Source organism: Rhodococcus sp. C-2 (genome assembly GCF_027854095.1).
Classification (GTDB): domain Bacteria; phylum Actinomycetota; class Actinomycetes; order Mycobacteriales; family Mycobacteriaceae; genus Rhodococcus_F; species Rhodococcus_F qingshengii.
In genome coordinates, this window is the sequence record NZ_JAQGFI010000011.1 from 128800 (window position 1) to 151308 (window position 22509).

General features: G+C 63.5%; 24 protein-coding genes and 1 tRNA gene. 10 read left to right on the forward strand and 15 right to left on the reverse strand.

What is annotated here, in order from left to right; translation table 11 throughout:
- Positions 1-94 precede the first annotated feature (94 nt).
- Together PCS43_RS23060 and PCS43_RS23065 are read left to right on the forward strand one after the other, a co-directional pair.
- Positions 95-805, forward strand: coding sequence for a FadR/GntR family transcriptional regulator (locus tag PCS43_RS23060; protein ID WP_042446958.1), 711 nt, complete (start codon positions 95-97; stop codon positions 803-805).
- A 53-nt stretch (positions 806-858) separates the two neighbouring features.
- Positions 859-932: transfer RNA gene (locus tag PCS43_RS23065), tRNA-Met, on the forward strand.
- 97 nt (positions 933-1029) lie between these two features.
- Here PCS43_RS23065 and PCS43_RS23070 read toward each other — a convergent pair.
- From PCS43_RS23070 to PCS43_RS23105, 8 genes are read right to left on the reverse strand one after another with little or no spacing between them, the layout of a single operon-like run.
- Entirely contained in the window at positions 1030-1656 is a 627-nt protein-coding gene (locus PCS43_RS23070; RefSeq protein ID WP_058037937.1) for a TenA family protein, read from the reverse strand.
- Entirely contained in the window at positions 1653-2405 is a 753-nt protein-coding gene (locus PCS43_RS23075) for a glutamine amidotransferase (RefSeq protein WP_003939869.1), read from the reverse strand. Before PCS43_RS23075 ends, PCS43_RS23070 begins: the two co-directional genes overlap by 4 nt.
- Positions 2398-3489 carry a phosphotriesterase family protein gene (locus PCS43_RS23080; RefSeq protein WP_270923122.1) on the reverse strand — a complete coding sequence of 364 codons (1092 nt, stop codon included), beginning with the start codon at positions 3487-3489 and terminating at the stop codon, positions 2398-2400. The genes PCS43_RS23075 and PCS43_RS23080 overlap by 8 nt, the downstream gene beginning before the upstream one ends.
- A complete protein-coding gene (locus PCS43_RS23085; RefSeq protein ID WP_007730024.1) occupies positions 3444-4487 on the reverse strand; it encodes an ABC transporter permease in 1044 nt (347 codons plus the stop codon). The genes PCS43_RS23080 and PCS43_RS23085 overlap by 46 nt, the downstream gene beginning before the upstream one ends.
- A complete protein-coding gene (locus PCS43_RS23090; protein WP_003939830.1) occupies positions 4484-5254 on the reverse strand; it encodes an ATP-binding cassette domain-containing protein in 771 nt (256 codons plus the stop codon). Before PCS43_RS23090 ends, PCS43_RS23085 begins: the two co-directional genes overlap by 4 nt.
- A 2-nt stretch (positions 5255-5256) precedes the next feature.
- The gene (locus PCS43_RS23095; protein ID WP_019745494.1) at positions 5257-6264 is read right to left on the reverse strand and encodes a substrate-binding domain-containing protein; all 1008 of its coding nucleotides are present in this window, start codon (positions 6262-6264) and stop codon (positions 5257-5259) included.
- Positions 6261-7160, reverse strand: a complete 900-nt coding sequence (locus PCS43_RS23100; RefSeq protein ID WP_165638957.1) for a carbohydrate kinase family protein — start codon at positions 7158-7160, stop codon at positions 6261-6263. The genes PCS43_RS23095 and PCS43_RS23100 overlap by 4 nt, the downstream gene beginning before the upstream one ends.
- 2 nt (positions 7161-7162) lie before the next feature.
- Positions 7163-8005: a BtpA/SgcQ family protein gene (locus PCS43_RS23105; protein WP_003940276.1), complete on the reverse strand. Its 843-nt coding sequence runs from the start codon at positions 8003-8005 to the stop codon at positions 7163-7165.
- A gap of 234 nt (positions 8006-8239) precedes the next feature.
- Here PCS43_RS23105 and PCS43_RS23110 point away from each other — a divergent pair, with 234 nt between their 5' ends.
- Positions 8240-9265, forward strand: a complete 1026-nt coding sequence (locus PCS43_RS23110; RefSeq protein ID WP_003939717.1) for a LacI family DNA-binding transcriptional regulator — start codon at positions 8240-8242, stop codon at positions 9263-9265.
- On the opposite strand, the gene PCS43_RS23115 is transcribed toward PCS43_RS23110, so the two are convergent.
- From PCS43_RS23115 to PCS43_RS23130, 4 genes are all read right to left on the reverse strand, one after another.
- Positions 9226-10308 carry a M20/M25/M40 family metallo-hydrolase gene (locus PCS43_RS23115; RefSeq protein WP_054828142.1) on the reverse strand — a complete coding sequence of 361 codons (1083 nt, stop codon included), beginning with the start codon at positions 10306-10308 and terminating at the stop codon, positions 9226-9228. The genes PCS43_RS23110 and PCS43_RS23115 overlap by 40 nt on opposite strands.
- A gap of 26 nt (positions 10309-10334) precedes the next feature.
- Complete coding sequence (locus PCS43_RS23120; RefSeq protein WP_208690204.1) at positions 10335-10952, reverse strand: sortase domain-containing protein; 618 nt, start codon at positions 10950-10952, stop codon at positions 10335-10337.
- Positions 10924-12621 (reverse strand): hypothetical protein, encoded by a 1698-nt coding sequence (locus PCS43_RS23125; protein WP_081558474.1) that lies wholly within the window; start codon positions 12619-12621, stop codon positions 10924-10926. The genes PCS43_RS23120 and PCS43_RS23125 overlap by 29 nt, the downstream gene beginning before the upstream one ends.
- Positions 12622-12754: 133 nt before the next feature.
- Positions 12755-13327, reverse strand: a complete 573-nt coding sequence (locus PCS43_RS23130) for a peroxidase-related enzyme (protein WP_209909965.1) — start codon at positions 13325-13327, stop codon at positions 12755-12757.
- 154 nt (positions 13328-13481) lie between these two features.
- Here PCS43_RS23130 and PCS43_RS23135 point away from each other — a divergent pair, with 154 nt between their 5' ends.
- Positions 13482-14360 (forward strand): AraC family transcriptional regulator, encoded by an 879-nt coding sequence (locus PCS43_RS23135; protein WP_209909968.1) that lies wholly within the window; start codon positions 13482-13484, stop codon positions 14358-14360.
- Positions 14361-14423: 63 nt separating this feature from the next.
- Here PCS43_RS23135 and PCS43_RS23140 read toward each other — a convergent pair whose 3' ends face one another.
- On the reverse strand, positions 14424-15071 hold the full coding sequence (locus tag PCS43_RS23140) for a CoA transferase subunit B (protein WP_007730017.1): 648 nt from the start codon (positions 15069-15071) through the stop codon (positions 14424-14426).
- Positions 15068-15814 (reverse strand): CoA transferase subunit A, encoded by a 747-nt coding sequence (locus tag PCS43_RS23145; RefSeq protein ID WP_209911718.1) that lies wholly within the window; start codon positions 15812-15814, stop codon positions 15068-15070. The genes PCS43_RS23140 and PCS43_RS23145 overlap by 4 nt, the downstream gene beginning before the upstream one ends.
- 170 nt (positions 15815-15984) lie before the next feature.
- On the opposite strand from PCS43_RS23145, the gene pcaH reads away from it, so the two are divergent.
- From pcaH to PCS43_RS23175, 6 genes are read left to right on the forward strand one after another with little or no spacing between them, the layout of a single operon-like run.
- Entirely contained in the window at positions 15985-16704 is a 720-nt protein-coding gene (gene pcaH / locus PCS43_RS23150) for a protocatechuate 3,4-dioxygenase subunit beta (protein ID WP_007730015.1), read from the forward strand.
- Positions 16697-17338 (forward strand): protocatechuate 3,4-dioxygenase subunit alpha, encoded by a 642-nt coding sequence (pcaG, locus tag PCS43_RS23155; protein WP_209909986.1) that lies wholly within the window; start codon positions 16697-16699, stop codon positions 17336-17338. Before pcaH ends, pcaG begins: the two co-directional genes overlap by 8 nt.
- Positions 17339-17349: 11 nt before the next feature.
- Positions 17350-18678, forward strand: a complete 1329-nt coding sequence (gene pcaB / locus PCS43_RS23160; protein WP_050654574.1) for a 3-carboxy-cis,cis-muconate cycloisomerase — start codon at positions 17350-17352, stop codon at positions 18676-18678.
- The gene (gene pcaDC / locus PCS43_RS23165; protein WP_064114168.1) at positions 18675-19856 is read left to right on the forward strand and encodes a bifunctional 3-oxoadipate enol-lactonase/4-carboxymuconolactone decarboxylase PcaDC; all 1182 of its coding nucleotides are present in this window, start codon (positions 18675-18677) and stop codon (positions 19854-19856) included. Before pcaB ends, pcaDC begins: the two co-directional genes overlap by 4 nt.
- Entirely contained in the window at positions 19853-20677 is an 825-nt protein-coding gene (locus PCS43_RS23170; RefSeq protein WP_007730008.1) for an IclR family transcriptional regulator domain-containing protein, read from the forward strand. Before pcaDC ends, PCS43_RS23170 begins: the two co-directional genes overlap by 4 nt.
- A 24-nt stretch (positions 20678-20701) precedes the next feature.
- The gene (locus PCS43_RS23175) at positions 20702-21913 is read left to right on the forward strand and encodes an acetyl-CoA C-acetyltransferase (protein ID WP_209909990.1); all 1212 of its coding nucleotides are present in this window, start codon (positions 20702-20704) and stop codon (positions 21911-21913) included.
- Here PCS43_RS23175 and PCS43_RS23180 read toward each other — a convergent pair whose 3' ends face one another.
- Complete coding sequence (locus tag PCS43_RS23180; RefSeq protein ID WP_270923123.1) at positions 21914-22453, reverse strand: MarR family winged helix-turn-helix transcriptional regulator; 540 nt, start codon at positions 22451-22453, stop codon at positions 21914-21916.
- Positions 22454-22509 lie beyond the last annotated feature (56 nt).

A 22509-nucleotide genomic window follows, 5' to 3' on the forward strand; every position in this document is an offset into this window, starting at 1 on the left:
TTCCCCGCAATCTGTCGGTGTGGTCTGACCACAGTAATACATCCCCGGACAGGCCACCCCATAAACGGCGTCCTCCCGGTTATGCTCTTGCCTCATGCCGACCGAGCCGAGCCCGCGAGCGTGGGAACAAGTACTGAGCCACCTCGAACGTCGGCTCGTTTCAGGCGAGGTGTCTCCTGGCCAGCGCCTGCCGGGAGAGAGAATTCTGGCAGCAGAGTTGGGCGTCGGACGGTCATCGGTCCGAGAAGCGTTGCGGGTCATGGAAGCACTCGGCCTCCTCAAGGCGCAGACTGGATCCGGCCCGACGTCCGGCGCGATGATCGTCGCCAAACCGACCGGCGGCATGACCATGCTGATGCGGATGCAGGTTGCAGCACAGGGCTTTCCGGTCTCGGATGTGGTGAAGACACGACTCGTTCTCGAATCCGAGGTGATGCAATCCCTGGCATCGCGGACTCCGACGCCCGACCTCCGCGCGGCCGTCGAACTGCTCGACTCGATGGAGGACGCAGCTCTCTCGGCCGAGGAATTCTTGCTACTCGACGCACAGTTCCACGTGGCGCTCGCCGACGCGGCGGGCAATCAGGTGATCGCAGCCATGATGACCGGCCTGCGCGAGTCCATCGAGGCCTACGTTCTCGCGGGCGTCCAGATCGACAGCTGGCCGAGCACCTGCATGCGACTGCGTGACGAACACCGAGGATTGGTGGATGCGGTCAACGCGGGTGACGGCGAACTCGCACGTCAGCGCATAGTCGGACACATCCGCGGTTACTACTCGGAAAGCGCCCACTCCGGCCGGTGACAGGGGGTGGTAATTGCGCCTCCAGAAGTCGTGTACTGTTGGTTTCACACCGACGCGGGGTGGAGCAGCTCGGTAGCTCGCTGGGCTCATAACCCAGAGGTCGCAGGTTCAAATCCTGTCCCCGCTACAAAGAAGAGGCCCGTAGGTTGCGAAAGCGACCTACGGGCCTTTTGCTGTGCGCCTTTATTAACCGCCGGGTGTTAATAAAGGCGCACAGCAGTGGTTCACACCACCACGTTGTGAAAATCGATCTCTGCGACCAGCATGCCCGAGAACCACCGATCCAGGTCCTCGTCGGTGACGGACTCGGGCATGGCGTCCACTTCGCACGCCAGCACTGCCACCTGAGACACGAACGGCGGAGCGACATGCATGTCCACCCAGTCCTGCAACGCTGGTTCGCGATCTACCTTCACTGCCGCCGCCTCCCGGCACCACGACAGATACAGGGTTTCCGCGGCGTACATGCCCACCAGCGCCGCCGCCCTGCCCTCTTCGCGAGCGAGAGTCAAGGCGTGCGTCGACAGCACGGCCGACTCCTCGACCAGCGCCGCTGCGTCACCCTCGTACGGGAAGCGGGAACGCAACTGCGCGAAATACTCGCGCTGCTCGCCCACCAGGTTCGACATCGACGTCACGTGGTCGAGCGCGTCGTCGAGCGTCGGGGATTCGGCGACCACCAACCCCAACACCTTGACGGCCGTCAGTACAAATGCCTCTTCGATCACGAGGTACCGGCGGAATCCCTCATCACTCAACGTCCCGCCGATGGTGTCCTCGATGAATGGAACCGCCCGCGCGGCAGCGAGATTACTCTGCTGCCGCGCGAGCAGGTCTGAGGAGCGACTCATTCGCCGGCGACCCAACTGATCAAGCCGTCGAACAGGTCGGTGTATCCGGGCCACTGCTCACAGAACTCCGGCGGAGCCCAGTGCGGCGAGCAGTCCGAGGTGAAGACGATCGACCGTCCGGCGCCGTATTCACCGGCAGCGACAAGCGGATCGCCGTTGATGGTGGCGGGAACCACGGCACCGTCCTTCGCGACGACGCGGTTGTATCCCAGGAGCGCCGGCCAGGAATCGCCGGCACCACCGAGAGCCGGGTGAGCAGCATCGACGACGGTGGGAACGATCCCAGCCGGTGTCTCGACGCGATCGTCTTCGGCCAGCATCGTCACGGGCAGTACCTCGGCGATCGCGGTCTGGCGGAAAGCTGCTCGCGCCTGGAACCCGGAGAACGAGAGGTAACCACCGATCATCATCAGTGAGCCGCCGGCGTTCACCCAGTCACGAAGCGCGACAAGGCGATCCTCGCCGGCGCGGAACTGGTCGAACACGCCGGGAGCCAGCTGCAGCGAGTTCGCTCCGATGTCGGAGAGAACGACGACGTCGAACTGCGACAGTGCTTCTGCGGTACCGGGGAACTGCGTCGGCACCAGGTGTGCGGGCATGTGTGTCACGTCGTGGCCACGTGAGGTGAGCGCATCCCGAAGCGGGCCGACTCCCTCGACGTAGGAATGGACACTGAACTCGTCGACGCCCTTGACGTGCGTCGACGTCGTCATCCAGCTCTCGCCGGCGATCAGTACTCGTTTACCCATGACTGCTTCTGTTTCCTTTCGCGGCCTGCTCGAAGAGCGACCTCGGGTTGTCTCGCATCAATGCGGACACTTGCTGGGGATCTACGCCTGCGCGCACCAATCGGGCGGCGAAGGCGAGTGGTACGTAGGAGAATCCGTTTCCGCCGTGCTTTCTGAGCATTGATTTGAGGAAGAGGTCGTGACTGAGCAGGAGCTGTGATGCGTGACCGAAGGTGACCAATCCGGCTACCGCAGTGGCTGTTTCCGCCGGATGCGGAGAAAGACCCTCGCCGGGGAAATCGAAAGGCATCCCGATCATGTCGAACTCGAGAAAGACACCGCGGTCGGCGAGCGATCGTTGGTAGTCGGCGTCGTGTCCGGACGGGTCCATGTGGCACAGGACCACTGCTTGCGGATCGACGCCCATCTCGTCGACCACGATGTCGACGACGTGATGTCCCACGCGCTGCCAGCCCGGAAGGTGGACGAACAGGGGCACGTCCACCTCGCGCTGGGCGATGCATGCCGCCCGCAACGCTTTCGCCTCGTTCTGAGTGAAGAGCGGGGAGACTCCGATCTCCCCGATCACGCCAGGAGCCAATTCCTTTGCCGGATCGAACTCCTCGACGAGCGAACCTGCCAGATCGTCGACACCGAGTTCGTGGACCTCGACCGGATGGGTCGTCTCGAGGTACCACCCTGAACCCATGATCACTCGCACGTCTGACTTTCGCGAGAACTCCGCCAACTTCTCCGGTGCCCGGCCCAGTCCCGGCGGTGTCAGATCGACGATCGTCCGACCACCGAGGCGGGCGAAGTCCGCAAGGTCTTCCACCACGGCCGATCCGTCGTCGACTCGACAATTGTCGAGACTGTAGTACGGATTGTCGTGAAGAAGCCAGGCATCCTCGGCGCGTACCGGACCGGCCAACCGCTGTGCCACAACCGGATCCGGGGCCTCGGTGTACGCACCGGTGACGTCGTTGTGCAGATGTTCGTGTGGGAGAACCAGTCCGAGTTCCGAGCTGTCCACAGTTCCCGTGACAGTACGAACCTTGCTCATGAGCGTGCGGGCCCCGACGGTGCGGACTGCAGGTGTCGCCACAGCGCGCTCAGCGTGTGTCCGCGCATGTTGATCCAGATGGCCAGTAGCAGAACGACACCGGTGATGATCGGCGTCAGGAACGGGCTCACGCCGAGCAGGGTCAATCCGTTGGCGATGATTCCGGTCAGGACGGCGCCGATGACGGTACCGATCACGGTGCCGCGACCGCCGAAGAGATTGGTGCCACCGAGAACCACCGCGGTGATCACGGTGAGCTCGAATCCCGTTGCGGAGTTGGCCGAACCCGAGCCCAGTCGAGCCGCGATCAGCAGTCCCGCGATGCCGGCAGCCAGGCCGGTGAAGACGAGCGTCATCATGAGCACACGACGCGTGTTGACACCGGACCGTCGTACGGATTCGACGTTGGAACCGATACCGGTGACGTAGCGCCCGAAGCGCATGCGGTTGAGCGCAATTGCTCCGATGACCACGACGACGAGAGCAATCCAGGCGCTGGCGGAGAACCCGAGGAATTCCGAAGTTCCGAGCTTCGCGAAGTAGGTGTCGGCCGGAACCGGAACGGAGAATCCTTCGGTCCGATACAGCGCGATACCGCGAATGACGGACATCGTCGCCAGGGTCACGATGAACGGCGGAATACCCTGATAGGCAGCGAGCCATCCGTTGACCAGGCCCCAGGCCGCACCCATCACCGGGGCGGCGACGAAGACCAGGGACGAATCGACGCCGGCCTGGATAAGCTCGGCACTCATCGCCGCGACGAACGCGACGATCGCACCGACGGACAGGTCGATCTGACCTGCCGTGATCACGAAAGTCATCGCCACCGCGATGATCAGAACCGGAGCGATCTGGGTTGCCAGGTTCGACAGGTTCGTGAATGTCAGGAACGACGACGTGGTCGCCGAGAAGACGGCTGCGACAGCAACTGTCACCGCCAGCATCGCGAGGGTGGGCTTGTTGACGCTGTCCCACAAGGAGGGTTTCGCGGCGAGCTTGCGCTCGATCGGCGCCTGGGTCTTCTCGAGAGTGGTCATGCCGTGGCTCCCTGTGTTGCTGCCGATGTCCGTTGCGGCACCGGAGTTCGAGTGATGAGTCCGACGAGGGACTCGATGTTGAGGTCGCCGATCGGAACGTCGTCGACACTCTGCCCCTCGTACATGACCGTGATTCGGTCACACACGCGGAACAGGTCCTGCAGGCGGTGTGTCACGAGAATGACGCCCACGCCGGCCGCTGCGACGTCCGTGATCAGCTTGAGCACCGACTCGACCTCGGCGACGGCAAGCGCTGCGGTGGGCTCGTCGAGGATCAGTACGTCTGGGCGGAAGGAGACTGCGCGGGCGATCGCGACGGTTTGCCGCTGTCCGCCGGACAGTTGCCCGATCTCCTGGTAGGTCGACTTCACCTTGACATGCAGGTCGGCAAGAATGTGAGCCGCCTTCTCGTGCATGGCATGCCGGTCGAGGAAGGGGCCTTTTCGCGGTTCTCTGCCGAGGAACAGGTTGCTGGCGACGTCCAGCGTGTCGCACAGAGCCAGATCCTGGTAGACGATTCCGATCTTTTTCTGCTGGGCGTCGAGAGGCGTCGAAAAGCGCACTGGTTCACCGTTGACGCGCATTTCGCCGCCGTCGTGCTGAACCGCACCGGCGAGAATCTTCATCAGAGTGGACTTACCGGCGCCGTTGTCGCCGACCACTCCGAGTACTTCACCCTTCGCCAGCCGAAGGTCCACTCCTTGAAGGGACTTCACCGGTCCGTACGACTTGGTGATGCCCGAGAGTTCGATCAGTGGAGGTGCCATGATTACTTCTCCAAGTAGTACATGTAGTCGGCCACGTTCTCCGGGGTCACGATCTGGGTGGGAACCGGGATGTTTGCCGGAGCGCCGCGTCCGCAAGCCAGGTCGATTGCCGAATTCATTGCCTCATGGCCGAATTCGAAGGTGTTCTGCTGGACCACGCCTTTAAGCCAACCGGCTTTGAGTCCGCCTACCGCCTGATCCGAAAGATCCCAACCGACTGCTTCGATGCGATCCTGCGCCTTCTGACTGTTGACCGCCGCGACGAGACCGATCAGTGCCGGCTCACCGGTTGCGTAGACGTACTTCATGTCGCCACCGCCGGTCAGCAGGTTCTCCGCCGCGGTCTGTGCGTTCTCCTGAATGTTACGTCCGTCCACGACGGTGCCGACGGTCATTCCGCGGCCGGTCACGGTCTCCGTGAAGCCCTTCTGCCGCTCCAACTGAACAGTGCTGTTGAGCGCGCCGACGATACCGACCGTTCCGGTGTTGTTCGCGACGTCGGCCAAGGTGTTTCCGATCTTGGCACCACCCTCGGCGTTGGCCGTACCGACCTGAGTCGACAGTGCCGGATCGTCGATGGTCGCGTCCACCGCGACGACGGGGATGCCCGCGTTCTTGGCCTTGACCACCGACGGCTTGATTCCGTCCGTGTCGATTGCATCGACGATGATCGCGTCGACTCCGGCGGCGATCAGATTGTCGAAGGCGTTGGCCTGCGCGACGGAATCGTCGTTGCCGCTGATGATCTGCAGGTCGACGCCTGCCTTGTCCGCGACGTTCTTCGCGGCATTGTTGATCTGGTTGAAGTACAGCGCCTGGAGGTTGATGGTCACCAGACCGACCTTGAGCTTGCCGTTCGTCCCGTCACAGCTTTCGGCGACCCGGGTCGGCTGCGGGATGGACGAGCCCCCCGATGCGTCCTTCGAGTCACTCGACGAAGCCGAGTCACAAGCGGTGAGCGTGAGCGCGACTGCAGCTCCCAGCGCCAGAGGCAATGCACGTTTCATCATCGAGTCTCCAAAAGGGTGTGAGGGGTCAATGTTGCTGTGAAGCTGTCCAATTCATCTCGGGTGGGGCATCCGCGGGGGCCTGCGGTGGCGCAAGCCAATGCAGCCGATGCCCCGGCGAGTCGTGCGGCGTCCACCGGTGAGCGCCCGGCGTCGACAAAAGCGATGTACGTACCGCCGAAGCAATCACCGGCCCCGACGGCATCGACGACGTCGACCACTACTGCCGGTTCGCTCGTCACCTCGCCGTCCGGTGTGGCCAGTGTCCAACCTCGCGAGCCGTCGGTCACCAGCAGGTGGGTGTGGTGCTCGGCGGCCAGAGTCTGCCACTGGTCGAAACCGATCCCGAACTCGCCTTCCCACAGGGCACGCCCTACGACGACGTGGTCGGCCAGAGCGAACGCGCGCAGTGCCGCGGCTTTGTTTTCACAACCGTCCAGATCGATTACCAGACTTACGCTTCCCGGCAATCCCTCTGGCAGGAAGCCCGCACGGTATCCGTCGAGGAACAGCCGTCCACCACCGGCAGCAGCCAATCGGGTGATGACAACCCCGATTCGTTCGGCATCGTTCGGGTCGTCCTGGCTGATGATTGAGCGATCGCCGTCCTGCGCGATGAGAACAACTGCCGTCGACAGGAACGCATCTCGCGGCGACCAACTGGTGTCGACGCCGTCTGCCTCGAGGGATTCGAGAAACTCGGTGGACCGCGCGTCCGGGCCCACGGCACCGGCAAAGATCACTTGCGCGCCCATTCTGGCCGCGGATACCGCAGCATTTGCATTCATTCCACCGTCGATCTGACTGATGGCCGTTGCCTGAACGCGCTCACCGAGTACCGGTACGTGTGGGACATGTACCGTCACATCGTTGTTGGCGTATCCACAAAAGACAATCATGGTTACTTTCCTGCGGCCCGGGACAGTTCGCGGACCTTCTCGCCTGCGACCCGTCCCCACCAGCGTCCATTGTCCTTCACCGAGGATGCAACTATGGCGCCGTCGCATTCCTTCATCAGCGCTGCGACATTGGCAGCCGTGATGCCGGATCCGATGATCACGGGAAGAACGGTGTTGTCACGGATCACGGAAACCTCGTCGACCGAAGCGGCGTCACCGGTGCGCGAACCCGTCGCGATCAGAACATCTGCGTCGAAGAACTCGGCGTCTTCGGTCTGTTCCGCGACAGTGCGGTCCGCGACAATGGCATGCGCACCGTGCTTGACGTGCACGTCAGCGAAGATCCGGACCGGGTCGGCGCCGATGCGATGGCGGAAGCGCGTCGTCTTGGCGGCCTGGCCCTCGATGAAGCCCTCATTGGCAATGTAGGCATTGGCCCACTGATTGACGCGCACAAAACTCGCGCCTGCCGCCCACGCTGCGGCCACTCCGCACTCGCCGGCGTTGGACAGGATGCTGACGCCGACGGCCTTGCCGAACTCGCCGACCACCGCTGCCGTGATGACTCCCATGCTCGCGGCGGTTTCGTATCCGTGTTCGCCGGGCTTGAGGAACGGTATGTCCCAGTGATTTTCGACGATCACCCCGTCGAAACCGTTGTCGACATACGCGTGTGCTTCCTCGACGGCGAAGCGAGCAATTTCCGAAACCGGCTGCCCGGTGTAGTGCGGGCTGCCCGGCAGGGCCGGGAGGTGAATGGCCCCGATGAGAGATGGCGTGCCGGTGAACATCTCTGCCAGCGCCGAGGGCTTGGGCGGAAAGACTCCGAGCGGTGATGCGGTCACTTCAGCTACCCCATTCCATGCGCAAGATTTGCGCTGTATGTCCATGCACAAGATCTGCACACGATGTAATCGATTGCCTTGATGAATTAGCAGGTTATGCGATCAACACCGGGTTGTGTCAAGGATTTCACAATTCGAATTTGTAAACGATTGCCTCAATCGCGTTACATGCGGGACACTGGACCGTGCGGTTCGATAACCTCGGACCCGAATCGAGCAGAAAACGGGGGACGCATGCGCAAGGCGACCATTCGCGATGTCGCGGAACTGGCCGGGGTGTCGACGGCCACCGTGTCGCGGGCACTGTCCGGCTCCCGCCCTGTCTCGGACGAGCTTGCAGCGACGATCAAACGAGCCGCGGATTCTCTCGGATACTCGGGAAACATCATCGCCAGCTCACTGCGTCGCAATCGGACGGACACCGTCGGAATGGTGGTTCCGAGTATCGCGAACCCCTTCTTCACTTCGCTGGTGGTCAACGTCGAACACGTCCTCGCTCGGCGCGGACTACAACTGTTCCTGTGCGATTCTCGTTCCGATCCCGACGTGGAAGCGCAGCGACTCAAGTCGCTCGTCTCCCGGCAAGTGGACGGAATCATCATCAGCCCGTGCCACGGCGAACTGAGTGCCGAAGCCGTCCGAGCCAGCGCGGCAACGCTTCCGGTCGTTCAACTGGACCGGTTTGCAATGGATACCCAGACGGACTGGGTCGGCGTCGACGATGACGCCGCTCAATCCCTGGTGATGGAGCATCTGTCCGAGCGTGGCGCGCAATCAGCCGCCTTCATCAGTTCCGAGCTGACCAATTCGTCAACAGAACTTCGCCGGGCCGGCTTCTTCCGCCACGCGGATCGAATGGGCATCGAAACTCGTGACGAGTGGACACAACTCGGCGAGTACTCGATCGAGTGGGGGCGCACGGCATCCAACATCATCCTGACCGGCAAAACTCGCCCCGACGCCCTGGTCTGCGCCGACGACTTGATCGCACTTGGCGTGTTGCAGACGTGTCACACATTGGGCATCGACGTTCCCGGCGACGTTCTGGTCACCGGTTTCGACAACATCCCATTCTCCGAATTGTGCAACCCGCCGTTGACCACCGTCGGGCAGCCGCAGGAAAGAATCGCGGAAGAAGCTGTGCGACTTCTGGATCAGGCGATGAACAACTCTTCCGAGTCGACAGCCCACATCGCGCTTGCTCCTGAACTGATTGTCCGTCAGTCCACCGTCGGCCAAGCGGCGGCAACCGCACCGTAAGCAGCGATCGCATCGTCCAGTTCGGAAACCTTGACGCTTTCGTTGGCCGCATGCATCAGCGAGGGAGTGCCAGGGCCCCAGATCACGACGGGAGCACCAGGGGCGGCGGCGGCCAGTACCGAAGCGTCGGTGAAGTACGAAACCGGTTCGGTTGCAACAGGGATAGGCAAGGTAGCCAACCACGGATCCGACGCGTCGGTACGCACACCTCCCAGATGAATCGACGTCTCCACCGAGTCGACTTCTGGTTGGGCTCGCCACCACGCGAGCAGGTCGGCGCCGTCTCCCACCGTGCGGTGATCGATCACCGCACGTGCACTGTCCGGCACGATGTTCGGAGCCGAACCCCCGCCGACCAAGCCGAGGTTCCAGGTTTCGGCACCCAGAAACGCGTCGGACGACAGCGGAAGCTCACGCCGGGCTCGGTCGACGACGTCAAGCAGTTTGAGGACGGCGTTGGTTCCTCGCTGCGGCGTACTCCCGTGCGCGGCTTTTCCTTTGACGGACACTTCGAGCCACAGTGCGCCGCGGTGCCCCAGGTTGATGCGATTGCCGGTCGCCTCGGGAACGATGACGGCCCCGACCTCGAGATTCGCAACGGCGTCGGCCGAACGAACAGCCCCGAGCGATCCGATTTCCTCGTCGCTCGTCAGCAACAGCGCGACCGGGACTCCACGTTCGAAAGCGTCGACAACCGCGGCAGTAGCGGCAACAAGGCCGGCCTTCATATCCGATGTCCCTCTGCCGAGGAACAATTCGCCGTCGACCTGTGCGGCGTACGGGTCGAACTCCCAGTCGGAGACAGTGCCCACTGGCACCGTGTCCACGTGGCAGGCGAACAGTAGTCTCGCGGCCGAGGGTGCAGCTTCGTTGGTGATCAAGGCCCAGGGATGATTGCCGGTCAGGTCTGACTCCACCTTCGCCTGTGGCGCACGTGAGAGAACCAACGAGACAATCGAATCCATCGCCCGCCGTTGAGGAGCGGCCTCCCCCGAGACCGTGTCGAGAGCTACCAGTTCCGAGAGAAGTCCGAGGGAATCCATGTACCTATTCTTGCACTGCCACGGATTCAGCGCGCTGCCAGCTGGGCGATGACAACGTAGTTGTCGTCGGTCGACTCTCCTTCGACGACATCACAATTGGCGAGGATCAGCCGTCCCGGAACCGATTCGCGCAACTCGTGAGCGCCCAGCAGCGAACCTTTGTGCAGCGGTCCGACTGTTTCGACGTCGTACTCAAGCGTGCCGTTCGGTGTACCCAGGAGAATTCGATCGCCCGGCTCCACTACCCGGAGCGCCCGGAACGGTGCTTCGCGAGTGGTGTAGTTGTGGCCGACCACGACAACTGTTTGTGTGGTCGACGTTCCCGGCATTCCGCTTTCACCCCACCACACCGGCAGTTCGTCGACGGGATTCAGTTGCTGCCCACTCTCGCCGCCGCGCATCAGTTTCTCCGAGTGCAACGGACTGCTCAGGTACGTGACCCCGGACGCAGACCTCAACTCGATCCTCTCGGGTTCTGCCGGATCGACGGTCACCGAAGCCGGTGCAGCCGCGATATGCGACTGCACCGGCGAGCGGTCAGGTAGCGATCCCGCGTTCTCGCCCGAACATCCGGATACGAGGAGGGCGAGGATCGCTACCGCCGAGAGACCGGCGCTACGCAGACGTGTTGCCCGGGCCGTCATGACGCTTGCGACGAACAACCACCGTCGTAGCTGCTGCGGCGGCAGCGCCCACGACTCCGACGCCGATCAATACAGCCGGCAGGTTGGAGTTGCTGCTACCGCTGGTGCTGCTGCTTGCGGTGTCACCGAGAGCAAGGTCGACCGGGGGCAGGCTTCCGGCGAGCGCCGGATCGCCGTCGGCATCGGTGACGTAGTAGTCGACGACGTCGAAGGCTCCCTTGTTGTTGTAGTAGCCGACCAGCTTGACGCCGGTCTTGTTCACTACAGCGGTGGTCTCGTCGACCTTCGTGACCCCGGAGCCGTCGTCAGTGTGCTCACCGATGATCACTTCACCGCCGACGCCTGTTCCGTTGTCGATCTCCTTCTCGCCCTTTGCCTTGAGCTCGTCGACGATCTTCTGCGCTGCATCCGCTTCGGCCTTTGCGGCGGCTGCAGCGGCCTGAGCTTCCTTGGCCTTTGCTGCCGCGGCGTCGGCTGCGGCCTTCGCGTCTTCGGCGGCCAGGTAGAGATCCTGCGCCTTCTTGCTCGCCGCTTCGGCAGCTTCGGCCTTCTTGGCGGCTTCGGCAGCCTTTTCGTCGGCGATGGCTCGCTTGTCGGTGGCAGCCTCGCCCGCAGCATCGGCTTCGGCCTGGGCCGTCTCCGCGGCCTTCTGCGCAGCGTCGGCATCCTTCTGCGCGGAAGCCGCAGTAGCCGCCGCTTCATCTGCGGCCTTACGAGCGGCGGTAGCAGCTTCTACCTCGGTGGCAGCTGCGGACTCGGCTGCCTTGGCCGTGGTTTCAGCGGCGGTGGCCACCTTCTGAGTTTCCTTGACGGTGATCGCGAGCTGCTTGGCGTTCCAAGCCGCGGCCAGCGCCTGAGCCTTAGCGACGGCTGCCTTCGCGAAATCCCAGTTCTTGAAGGCTTCCTCGGCTTCCTTGTTCTTGTCCGCAACCAGCTTGGCGTTTGCATCCGCGGCAGCCTTCGCCTCATCGGCCTTGGCCTGCAGAGCATTAGCCTCGGCGCGCGCCTTTGCTGCCTCTTCGGTCTTGGGCCCCGAACCGGCGGCCTTCGCAGCCTCCTCGAGTTCCGCAGCCTTGGCTGCGGCCGCGTCGGCTTCTGCCTGAGCTGTTTTTGCTACCTCCTTGGCATCGGCCGCCGCGGACTCCGCAACCTTGGCCGCCTCTTCGGCTTCCTTGGCAGACTGTTCCGCGGCCCCGGCCTCCGCCTTGGCCTTGGTCGATTCGACCGCCGCCTTGGTTGCCTCGACGCTCGCCTGGGTCATTGCCTCGGTCGCCTTCACCGAAGTGTCTGTCGCTGCGGACGAGTCGACCCCTGCCGTCGCGGCTGCTTCGGCGGCCTTCGCTGCCGCGTCGGCAGCTGCCTTGGCTTTTGCTTCGGCTTCCGCCAGTGCTGCAGCGTCCGTACCAGCGGTTTCGGCACTGCCCGTGCCGGCGACCCCGGCTTCAACCTTCTCCGGCGTGGTCTCGGTGCTCGTCGCCGCGTCGGCGTCGGTGGTGGCAGCTGCCTCTTCCTCGGCGCAGGTCACCAGCGGATCAGCGCTCGGGGTACACACGGTTTCCGGCTCTGCCGATGCAATTCCCGTGCCGCCCACCGCCAATCCGAGAGCTAGTACGGCACCGGCGGCCGCAGAGCGGACCCTCCGAGAATGGGCGATGGACTTCTCCGACATAGCGCTCAACCTTTCGGCCTTCTTTACGAAGACGGCAATTCCGGCGTGGACAGCCTTTACTTCGTCGGCTGACTTCCAGACGTTACGACCGGTCGGTCCGAAAAATTGAGAGGTGCTGCTCTACCCGCAGGAATCAGGACCGCGGAACGCGCCCCATCAGGTAGAACTCCGGATTGGGCAGCATGCCGGAGAAACTCGCCATGCGATTGCTGAGCCCGAAGAATGCAGTGATCGCGGCGATGTCCCACGCGTCCTCGTCGCCGAAGCCGTGCACACGAAGGGCGTCGAAGTCGGCGTCGGCGATTTCGTGTGAGGCGGAGTTCACCTTGGTGGCGAAGTCGAGCATCGCGCGCTGACGATCGGAGATTTCTGCGGTGCGATAGTTGACCGCAACCTGGTCGGCAATTAGCGGCTTCTTCTCGTAGATACGCAGAATTGCGCCGTGCGCGACAACGCAGTACGTACATTTGTTGGCCGCAGAGATCGTGGTGACGATCATTTCTCGATCACCCTTGGTGAGTGCGGAATCTTCCTTGAGCATGATCGCGTCGTGGTATGCGAAGAATGCCCGGAACTCGGCTGGGCGCCGAGCGAACATCAGGAAGACGTTGGGCACGAACCCCGACTTCTCCTGGATCTCGAGAATCTTGGCGGCGATGTCCTCGGGCACCTCGGTCAATTCAGCCTGCGGAAAACGGGTGCTCACTGTGCCTCCTGGTCAGCCATCGATGTTCGATTCAAGATAATGATGATTAACTGAGTTGTCCAGATGCATTTCCTGCCCTACTTTTTCGGGCACGGATAGTCGGGTACGGCCCAAGTGATCTGCGTAGCGTGAAACCCGTGAACAGGAAGACACGATGATCGACGGACTGAACCGCGCGCTCGACTACATCGAAAGCAATCTGAGCGGCGAGATCGAGACAGCCGAGATGGCAAGGCTGGCAACCACCTCGGAGTATCACTTTCGGAGGATGTTCTCGGCCCTGGCCGGCATTCCCGTATCCGAATACATCCGTCGACGTCGACTCACCCTGGCTGGTGCCGAGTTGTCCGTCAGCAGATCAGGAGTGTTGGAGACCGCCGTGAAGTACGGCTACTCGTCCGCGGAAGCCTTCACACGAGCGTTCACCGCATTTCACGGCGTGAGCCCCGGCGCGGTCAAACGCGCTCCCGCCGTTCTCAAATCCCAACAGAAACTTGTCATTCACGTGACACTGGAAGGAGCCACACCGATGGACTACATGCTTGTGGACAAACCTGCCCTGACGGTAGTCGGGTTCAAGACCCGGGTTCCATTGGTTCACGAAGGTCCCAATTCTGCGATCGAAGATTTCACCCGCTCCGTGGACAAGGTTGCGTTGCGAGGGTTGCGCGAGCTCTCCGATCAGGACCCGGCGGGAATCGTCAGTGTCGTCGACAATTTGGCGCATCCCAGAACCGAAGGCACAGAACTGGATTACTACCTGGGAGTGGTCACCGGCAAACCTTCACCCACGGGTTTCGATGTGCTGACGGTCGACGCACACACGTGGGCCGTCTTCACCGCCGACGGGTCGGAAATCGAATCTGTGCAGTATTTGTGGCGAGATATCTACACGGAATGGTTCCCTGCCAACCCTTTTCGCTCCGTACCTGGTCCCGAGATCATGCGTACCGAATACAACGACGATTTCACCGTCGCACGGTTCGAGCTCTGGATTCCGGTCGAGAGCGAGCTGAACGACGTCGGGGCGTAAAACAGCCGCCAGGTCGGATGGAAGTCACGACCCGGCGGCTGAGCCATCAGATGAAACAGACTGTCAAAGAATCAGTTTCGCTCCGGTAGCAGCAACCACGTCCTCGACGCTGATGCCCGGCGCCGTCTCCACCAGGCGGAGACCGTCGTCAGTCACGTCGATCACGGCCATGTCGGTGATGATTCGCTGGACGCAGCCCTTACCGGTCAGCGGAAGCGAGCACTCCTCGACGATCTTGTGCTCACCCTTCTTCGAGACGTGCTCCATCATCACGATGACGCGCTTTGCGCCGTGGACCAGATCCATCGCGCCGCCCATGCCTTTGACCATGTGGCCGGGGATCATCCAGTTCGCGAGGTCTCCGGTGGCACTGACCTGCATGGCACCGAGCACGGCAACGTCGACCTGGCCGCCGCGGATCATGCCGAACGACGCTGAGGAGTCGAAGAACGACGCACCGGGGAGAACGGTGATGGTCTCCTTGCCCGCATTGATCAGCTCGGGATCGAGTTCGTCCTCGGTCGGGTACGGCCCCACGCCCAGAACGCCGTTCTCCGAGTGCAATACAACGGTGATATCGGTCGGGAGGTAGTTCGGAACCAGCGTCGGCATACCGATGCCGAGGTTCACGTACTGCCCGTCCTCGAGTTCGCGCGCGACGCGGGCCGCCATCTCTTCGCGGGTGAGTTTGGTGGGTAGTACAGAAGTCATGCTCGTACCGTCCGATTCTCGATGCCGACCGTCACGGGGCCGACGTGGACAACACGCTGAACGTGAATGCCCGGCGTGTGGATCTCGGCGGGGTCGAGCTCACCCGGCTCTACGAGGTGCTCGACCTGCGCAATGGTGATGCGCCCCGACGTTGCTGCAGCCGGATTGAAGTTCTGGGTACTCGCGCGGTAGACGAGGTTGCCATGCCGGTCACCTTTCCAGGCATGGACCAGTGCATAGTCGGCGACGATGCCGCGCTCCATCACGTAGGTGACGCCGTCGAAGTCACGAGTTTCCTTGGGCGGACTGGCAACTGCGATGCCGCCGCTGCCGTCGTAACGCAGTGGCAGGCCGCCGTCGGCGACCTGGGTGCCGACGCCGGCCGGGGTGAAGAACGCGGGGATGCCCGCTCCCCCGGCGCGCATGCGCTCGGCGAGCGTGCCCTGCGGCGTGAGTTCTACTTCCAGCTCACCGGAAAGGTACTGACGCGCGAACTCCTTGTTGGAGCCGACGTACGAGCTGACAGTACGACGGATACGCCCCTTCTCCAGAAGCACTCCGAGCCCGAACCCGTCGGTGCCGCAGTTGTTGCTCACCGTTTCGAGTGATGTCGCGCCCTGCTCGAGGAGCGCATCGATGAGGATTTCCGGCACTCCGACGAGCCCGAAACCTCCGACAGCGATCGTGACGCCGTCCGGCACGTCGGCGACGGCCCCGGCAGCAGTGGGAATGACTTTGTCCATCATGTCGATCACAGTAGCGCGGCGCGTACGTATTGTGAACCCCCGTGCGCATCACGAACATTTTTCGCCCCGGCATTGCCTGGGTCACATCCACGAACTATTCTGTTCGCAGAGCGCAACACATGTACACATTGCGAACACCTTCACGTAACCGAACGACGAGGTTCCCTATGCTGCATCTACCGCCGAGGTACCAGCGGCCGACTGGCGTCAACGCCCCGGCCGATTTCGCGGACTACAAGACGACTTCCCTTCGCCACCCGAAGCAGCCGCTGAAGCTGCTCCCCCAGCGGCTCACGGAGCTCACCGGGCCGGTATTCGGCGAGGATCGCGTCGGCGCCGGCGAAAACGACCTGACCATTGCCAACGGCGGCGAAGCACAGGGACAGCGCATCGTCGTTCACGGCCGCGTACTCGACGGCGACGGAAAACCCGTCCCCCACACACTGCTCGAGGTGTGGCAGGCCAACGCCGGTGGACGCTACCGCCACACCGGCGACAACTGGCCCGCGCCGCTGGATCCGTTCTTCAACGGCCTGGGTCGCTGCGTCACCGACGCGAACGGCCACTACAGCTTCACCACGATCAAGCCGGGCGCCTACCCGTGGATGAACCACGACAACGCCTGGCGACCGGCACACATCCATTTCTCGCTGTTCGGCACGGCATTCACGCAGCGCCTCGTGACGCAGATGTACTTCCCCGACGATCCGATGTTCTTCCAGGACCCGATCTACAACGCGGTACCCGAAGCAGCACGTCACCGCATGGTCAGCGTCTTCGACTACGACGCCACAGTCCCCAACTGGGCTCTCGGGTTCCGCTTCGACATCGTCCTGCGCGGCCGTAACGCCTCCGTATTCGAGAACGAGGAAGACCACGATGACTGATCACACCGCGAAGCCCGCACCCACTTATCCGGTCGTCCCCGGCGACTTCACCACCGCCCCCTTCGGTGTCACGCCCTCTCAGACCGTCGGGCCGTACTGGCACATCGGCCTCCCCTGGACGGACGGCCCCGACGCCGCTCCCGCCGATACCCCCGGACGAATCACGCTGGCCATCACGGTGATCGACGGCGCCCGTACACCCGTCGCCGACGCGATGATCGAAACATGGCAGGCCGATACACTCGGACGCTTCAACCATCCGGACGATCCCCGTGGCGCAGTGGAGCTCACTCCGGCTGGTTTTCGCGGATTCGCCCGCAGCGCAGCGGATCCCACGGGCACTGCATTGGTCCACACTGTCAAGCCCGGTGCGCAGCCCACTGAAACGGATGCGGACGAGGCCCCACACGTGAACGTGTCGGTCTTCGCTCGCGGCATGCTCGACCGCCTGGTCACCCGCTTGTACTTCCCCGAAGACGCCGACGCACACGCAACAGATCCGGTGCTGTCCTCACTGAGCGAAACCGAACGCGCGAAGTTGGTTGCAACCAAGGTCGACGGTGGGTACTCCTGGACGGTCTATGTTCAGGACGAGGACGCGAACGGCGTCGAGACGCCCTTCTTCGAACTGTAAGAGGAGTACACATGCCCACTCGCGGCGCACTGTTCGACCCGGTGTTCGGGGCCACCCGCGTATCGGAGCACCTGTCCGACCAGGCGTGGGTCACCGCGTTGCTCGACGTGGAGGCCGCACTGAGTTGTGCGATGGCCACCGTCGGATTGGCGGACGGGGAACATTGCGCCGCGGTGGCTGCTGCTGCGGCCGAACTCTCACAACCGGGCGGTCTGGACATCGTGGCGCTCGGCCGCGCGTCGGCCGCCGGCGGAAATCCCGTCATTCCGCTGGTGAAGATGCTGCGCGAAAGGGTCGGACAGGAAGGTGTGCCTGCCTCCGTGGTGCACCCGGGCGCCACCAGTCAGGACATCATGGACTGTGCGCTGATGCTGTTGACGCGACGCGCGGGCGCGGTGGTTCTGGCCGACCTGACCCGCGCCGCCGATTCCGCCGCCCACCTCGCCCGCCTCCATCGCTCCACTCCGATGGTCGCGAGAACTCTGGGCCAGCAAGCACTTCCGACCACTTTCGGCCTTCTGGCCTCGAGTTGGTTCACCGCACTCGACGCCGCCGCGATCCGCCTCGAGATCGTGCTGTCCACGTTGCCGGTTCAGTTCGGCGGCGCCGCAGGCACACTCGCTGCGTTGTATCCCGATGGGCTCAGGATCGCCGATGCACTGGCAGACGAACTCGGCCTGGCCAGGCAGGTCACTCCCTGGCACACCGACCGCGTGACCATCGCAGAACTCGCGACCACGCTCGGTATCGTCGCCGGCGCTGTTTCCAAGCCCGCCACCGACATCACCGTCATGGCGTCCACCGAACTCTCCGAGGTCGCCGAAAGCGCTCCGGGCGGCTCATCGGCCATGCCGCACAAGCAGAATCCCGTCGCGGCCATCACCGCCCGCGCAGCAGCGCGACGTGCTCCCGCACTGGTCGCCACAGCCCTGTCGAACATGGATCACGAATTCGCCCGCGCTGCAGGCCCCTGGCACGCCGAGTGGGAAACCGTCACCGATCTCCTGCGTCTGGCAGGCGGAGCGGCGCACCAACTGTCCGTGAGCCTCACCGGCCTGCAAGTACACACCGAGTCGATGGCTCGCAATCTCGACATCACCGGTGGCCTGATTCTCGCCGAGCGTGTCACCAAGGCCCTGTCCGCACACACTGATCGAGCGCGCGACATCGTCACCGCGGCAGCCACTTCCGGAACCAGATTGGATCGTGATCCCGCCATCGCAGAGCACCTGAGCGAAACCGAGATCGCCGAACTACTCGACCCCGCACACTATCTGGGCCACGCCACCGATCTGGTCGACCGCGCCCTCGCCGAACGCCCCACAGGAGGATCTCGATGAGCGTCGCGCTCAACTTTCAACAGACCGGCAATCTCGATGCCCCGGCAGTGGTTCTCCTGGGTTCACTCGGATCCGATCTGTCCATGTGGCAGCCGCAGATTCACGCGCTGTCGAATCGCTACCGCGTCATCGCCGTCGACCATCGCGGCCACGGCAAGTCACCGGTGCCTACGGGCCCCTACTCAATTGCCGATCTCGCCGGCGATGTCATCGCTCTCCTCGATTCGCTCGAACTCGAGTCCGTACATCTCGTCGGGCTCTCCCTCGGCGGCGCTGTCAGCCAATGGATCGCCGCGCACCACCCCACTCGCGTCGAGACGTTGACATTGATGTGCACGTCCTCGCAGTTCGCCCCGGCTCAACCGTGGATCGATCGTGCTCGGGCTGTCCGTGCGGACGGTATTGCATCCATCGCGGCCGCCGTCGTCGGACGCTGGTTCACGCCGGGACTGGCCGAGAACGATCCGGAGCTTGTCGCCCGTCACGTCGCGATGGTCGAAGCCACACCCGACGAGGGCTATGCCGCCTGCTGCGAGGCGCTTTCGACGTGGGACGGCCGCAACGACCTGGCCCGCATCGTCGCTCCGACGCTCCTCGTCGCGGGCGAGCAGGATCCGGCGACGCCTCCGTCGACGTTGGGTGCGATCGCCGACGGCATCGCCGATGCGGTACTGCACGTGGTCGATCCGGGCGCACACCTGGCCAACGTCGAACAAGCCGGGCGCGTCACCAAACTACTTGCAACGCATATTGCCTCGCACACATCTGCGCTCGCCCAACGTAGCGCCGCGGTGTCGGCCGGCATGACCGTACGACGCCAGGTGCTCGGCGACGCCCACGTCGACCGTTCCATTGCCGGTGCCACCGAGTTCACCGCCCCTTTCCAGGACTTCATCACTCGCACGGCGTGGGGTGACATCTGGTCGCGCCCCGGCCTCGATCACCACACCCGCAGGCTCCTCACTCTCGCGATCCTCACTGCCGTCGGCAACGAACACGAACTCGACATGCACATTCGCGCTGCGCTGCGTGCCGGGATCGATCCCGACGAACTCGTGGAAGTATTTCTCCATACCGCGGTCTATGCGGGTGTGCCGAACAGCAACTTGGCTTTTGCGCTGGGAAAGCAAGCACTCGCGGACCTCTCGGCCGAACCTGAGGAGAACGAGACAACATGAGTGAGAACAGCAGCGAGCAGGCGCCGGGACCGTCCCCGGACTACGTGCAGTCGCTGGCCCGTGGGCTTTCCGTCATCAAGGCTTTCGACGGTGAGCACCCGCGTCGCACCCTCAGCGAGGTTGCCCGGCACACCGATCTCACGCGTGCGACTGCTCGCCGCTTCCTACTCACGCTCGTCGAACTCGAATACGTACGTACTGACGGTTCGGTGTTCTGGTTGACGCCCCGTGTCCTCGAACTCGGCTACAGCTACCTCTCCAGTCTGTCCCTTCCCGAGATCGCCGGGCCGCATCTGGAAGCCTTGTCCGCCAAGGTCCGTGAATCCACGTCCGTGTCGATCCTCGACGGTGACGACGTCGTGTACGTGGCTCGTGTTCCGGTCAGCCGCATCATGACGGTGTCCATCACCATCGGCACGCGCTTTCCCGCGTACGCCACATCCATGGGTCGAGTTCTGCTCGCCGGCTTGCCCGACGACGCACTGGACGCCTACCTCGCCCGAGTGTCCTTCGCCCGCCTGACCGGCAAGACCATCTCCACCGCCGACGGACTGCGTGCCGAACTCGAGAAGATTCGCGCCGACGGGTTCGCGATTGTCGATCAGGAACTCGAAGAGGGTCTGCGCTCGCTCGCCGCACCCATCCGGGACGCGACCGGTGACGTGGTCGCGGCCGTCAACATCTCCACCCAAGCCGCCCGCTACAGCGCCGAAGCTGTTCGCGGTGAACTGGTTCCGGCCGCAGTCGCCACCGCGGACGCCATCTCCGTCGATCTCGGACGTACTCAGTCGTCCAACAATCACTCGGCTGCCACCCGCTGACCGAGCAGACCCAAGGAAGAACCAATGCCTGACGTTGTCATCTGTGAACCGCTCCGTACCCCTGTCGGCCGCTTCGGCGGTGTCTTCCGTGACGTAGCCCCGGAAGATCTCGCCTCGACGCTGATCACCGAACTCGTCACGCGTACCGGCATTTCCGGCGCGGAGATCGACGACGTCATTCTCGGCCAGGCTTCGCCGAACGGTGAGGCTCCGGCGATCGGACGCATCGCGGCGCTCAACGCGGGTCTGGGCATCGATGTTCCCGGCATGCAGGTGGATCGCCGGTGCGGGTCGGGATTACAGGCAGTCATCCAGGCCGTCATGCAGGTTCAGTCCGGTGGCAGTGACCTGGTCCTCGCCGGCGGTGCCGAGTCGATGAGCCAGGCCGAGTTCTACGCAACCGGAATGCGTTGGGGCGTCAAGGGTGAAGGAGTTGCGCTCAGCGATCGTCTCGCGCGCGCCCGCGTCACAGCCGGCGGACGTGACTTCCCGGTTCCCGGCGGAATGATCGAAACGGCAGAGAACCTGCGCGCCGAGTTCTCCATCAGCCGCGAGGATCAGGATGCACTCGCGGTTCAGTCCCATCAGCGTGCAGTCGCAGCACAGAAGAACGGCGTCTTCGCCGAGGAAATCGTTCCGGTATCCGTTCCGCAGCGCAAGGGCGAGACCCTGCTCGTCGACACCGACGAGCATCCACGCGCCGACACCTCGATGGAATCGCTTGCGCGCCTTCGTCCCATGCGCGCAAAGATCGACCCGGACTCCACCGTGACTGCAGGTAATGCCAGCGGGCAGAACGACGGCGCAGCACTGGCGATCGTCACCACCGCCGACAAAGCTCGTACCCTCGGACTGCGACCGCTCGCACGCCTCGCGAGTTGGAGCGTTGCGGGCGTTCCGCCGCGCACCATGGGCATCGGCCCCGTACCGGCGTCGGAGAAGGCACTCGGCCGCCTCGGATTGACCCTGGCGGACATGGACGTCATCGAACTCAACGAAGCCTTTGCGGCACAAGCACTTGCAGTCCTGCAGAGCTGGAATCTCGAGGCCGACGACCCACGCATCAACCCCAACGGCTCCGGCATCTCCCTCGGACATCCGGTCGGTGCCACGGGTGGACGAATCCTGGCCACCCTGTTGCGCGAGATGGACCGTCGCGAAGCGCGTTACGGCCTCGAGACGATGTGCATCGGCGGCGGGCAGGGCCTGGCTGCGGTCTTCGAGCGCCTGTCCTGATCAAGCCCCGACGTGCGCGACGCCGGAGTCACCGAGTTCGCCGCGTAGGCCGTCGAGAAAGACACGCAGCAGGTCGGTGAGTTCGGCCTGCTGCTGCTCGGTGAGAATCGACGTCAGTTCGGCTTCACGGCCGAGGACTCGGTCCACCAATTGCTCCACCAGTTCGTGACCGGCGGCAGTGAGGGTCACGAGCACTATTCGTGACCCTTCCGCGGCGGAAGACCTCTCCACCAGACCCGCGTTCTCCGCGCGCGCGAGTCGCTGCGAGATCGCACCGGCCGTGACTCCGGTCTGCTCGGTGATCTGGCGAGTCGTCAACTGATACGGCTCGCCGGATCGCCGCAGGACACTGAGCAGGTCCAGAGTCGCGGTGTCCGCACCGGCCGAGGCGAGTACCCGTCGGCGATCCTCACCGAGCATCTTGGCGCACATCCACAGCCTGGTGACGATGCCGATACCCTCTACGGGCGTGCCCGGCCTTTCGCGAAGCCACGCCAAGGCAACCGCGTCCACCGCGTCGTCCGGGTTGTAGTCGCCCACCACTGCACACCTCGTTTAGCTCTAAATGATACGTTCTTCGTATAGGTCTAAACGTA

What these genes read in the sequence shown, in the direction of transcription:
- pcaG (WP_209909986.1), top strand. Translation starts at nt 16,697, where the DNA reads ATGACTGATCACACCGCGAAGCCCGCACCCACTTATCCGGTCGTCCCC.
- PCS43_RS23060 (WP_042446958.1), top strand. Translation starts at nt 95, where the DNA reads ATGCCGACCGAGCCGAGCCCGCGAGCGTGGGAACAAGTACTGAGCCAC.
- pcaH (WP_007730015.1), top strand. Translation starts at nt 15,985, where the DNA reads ATGCTGCATCTACCGCCGAGGTACCAGCGGCCGACTGGCGTCAACGCC.
- PCS43_RS23170 (WP_007730008.1), top strand. Translation starts at nt 19,853, where the DNA reads ATGAGTGAGAACAGCAGCGAGCAGGCGCCGGGACCGTCCCCGGACTAC.
- PCS43_RS23145 (WP_209911718.1), bottom strand. Translation starts at nt 15,814, where the DNA reads ATGGACAAAGTCATTCCCACTGCTGCCGGGGCCGTCGCCGACGTGCCG.
- pcaDC (WP_064114168.1), top strand. Translation starts at nt 18,675, where the DNA reads ATGAGCGTCGCGCTCAACTTTCAACAGACCGGCAATCTCGATGCCCCG.
- PCS43_RS23075 (WP_003939869.1), bottom strand. Translation starts at nt 2,405, where the DNA reads ATGGGTAAACGAGTACTGATCGCCGGCGAGAGCTGGATGACGACGTCG.
- PCS43_RS23125 (WP_081558474.1), bottom strand. Translation starts at nt 12,621, where the DNA reads ATGTCGGAGAAGTCCATCGCCCATTCTCGGAGGGTCCGCTCTGCGGCC.
- PCS43_RS23100 (WP_165638957.1), bottom strand. Translation starts at nt 7,160, where the DNA reads ATGATTGTCTTTTGTGGATACGCCAACAACGATGTGACGGTACATGTC.
- PCS43_RS23115 (WP_054828142.1), bottom strand. Translation starts at nt 10,308, where the DNA reads ATGGATTCCCTCGGACTTCTCTCGGAACTGGTAGCTCTCGACACGGTC.
- PCS43_RS23085 (WP_007730024.1), bottom strand. Translation starts at nt 4,487, where the DNA reads ATGACCACTCTCGAGAAGACCCAGGCGCCGATCGAGCGCAAGCTCGCC.
- pcaB (WP_050654574.1), top strand. Translation starts at nt 17,350, where the DNA reads ATGCCCACTCGCGGCGCACTGTTCGACCCGGTGTTCGGGGCCACCCGC.
- PCS43_RS23090 (WP_003939830.1), bottom strand. Translation starts at nt 5,254, where the DNA reads ATGGCACCTCCACTGATCGAACTCTCGGGCATCACCAAGTCGTACGGA.
- PCS43_RS23120 (WP_208690204.1), bottom strand. Translation starts at nt 10,952, where the DNA reads ATGACGGCCCGGGCAACACGTCTGCGTAGCGCCGGTCTCTCGGCGGTA.
- PCS43_RS23175 (WP_209909990.1), top strand. Translation starts at nt 20,702, where the DNA reads ATGCCTGACGTTGTCATCTGTGAACCGCTCCGTACCCCTGTCGGCCGC.
- PCS43_RS23070 (WP_058037937.1), bottom strand. Translation starts at nt 1,656, where the DNA reads ATGAGTCGCTCCTCAGACCTGCTCGCGCGGCAGCAGAGTAATCTCGCT.
- PCS43_RS23110 (WP_003939717.1), top strand. Translation starts at nt 8,240, where the DNA reads ATGCGCAAGGCGACCATTCGCGATGTCGCGGAACTGGCCGGGGTGTCG.
- PCS43_RS23135 (WP_209909968.1), top strand. Translation starts at nt 13,482, where the DNA reads ATGATCGACGGACTGAACCGCGCGCTCGACTACATCGAAAGCAATCTG.
- PCS43_RS23095 (WP_019745494.1), bottom strand. Translation starts at nt 6,264, where the DNA reads ATGATGAAACGTGCATTGCCTCTGGCGCTGGGAGCTGCAGTCGCGCTC.
- PCS43_RS23140 (WP_007730017.1), bottom strand. Translation starts at nt 15,071, where the DNA reads ATGACTTCTGTACTACCCACCAAACTCACCCGCGAAGAGATGGCGGCC.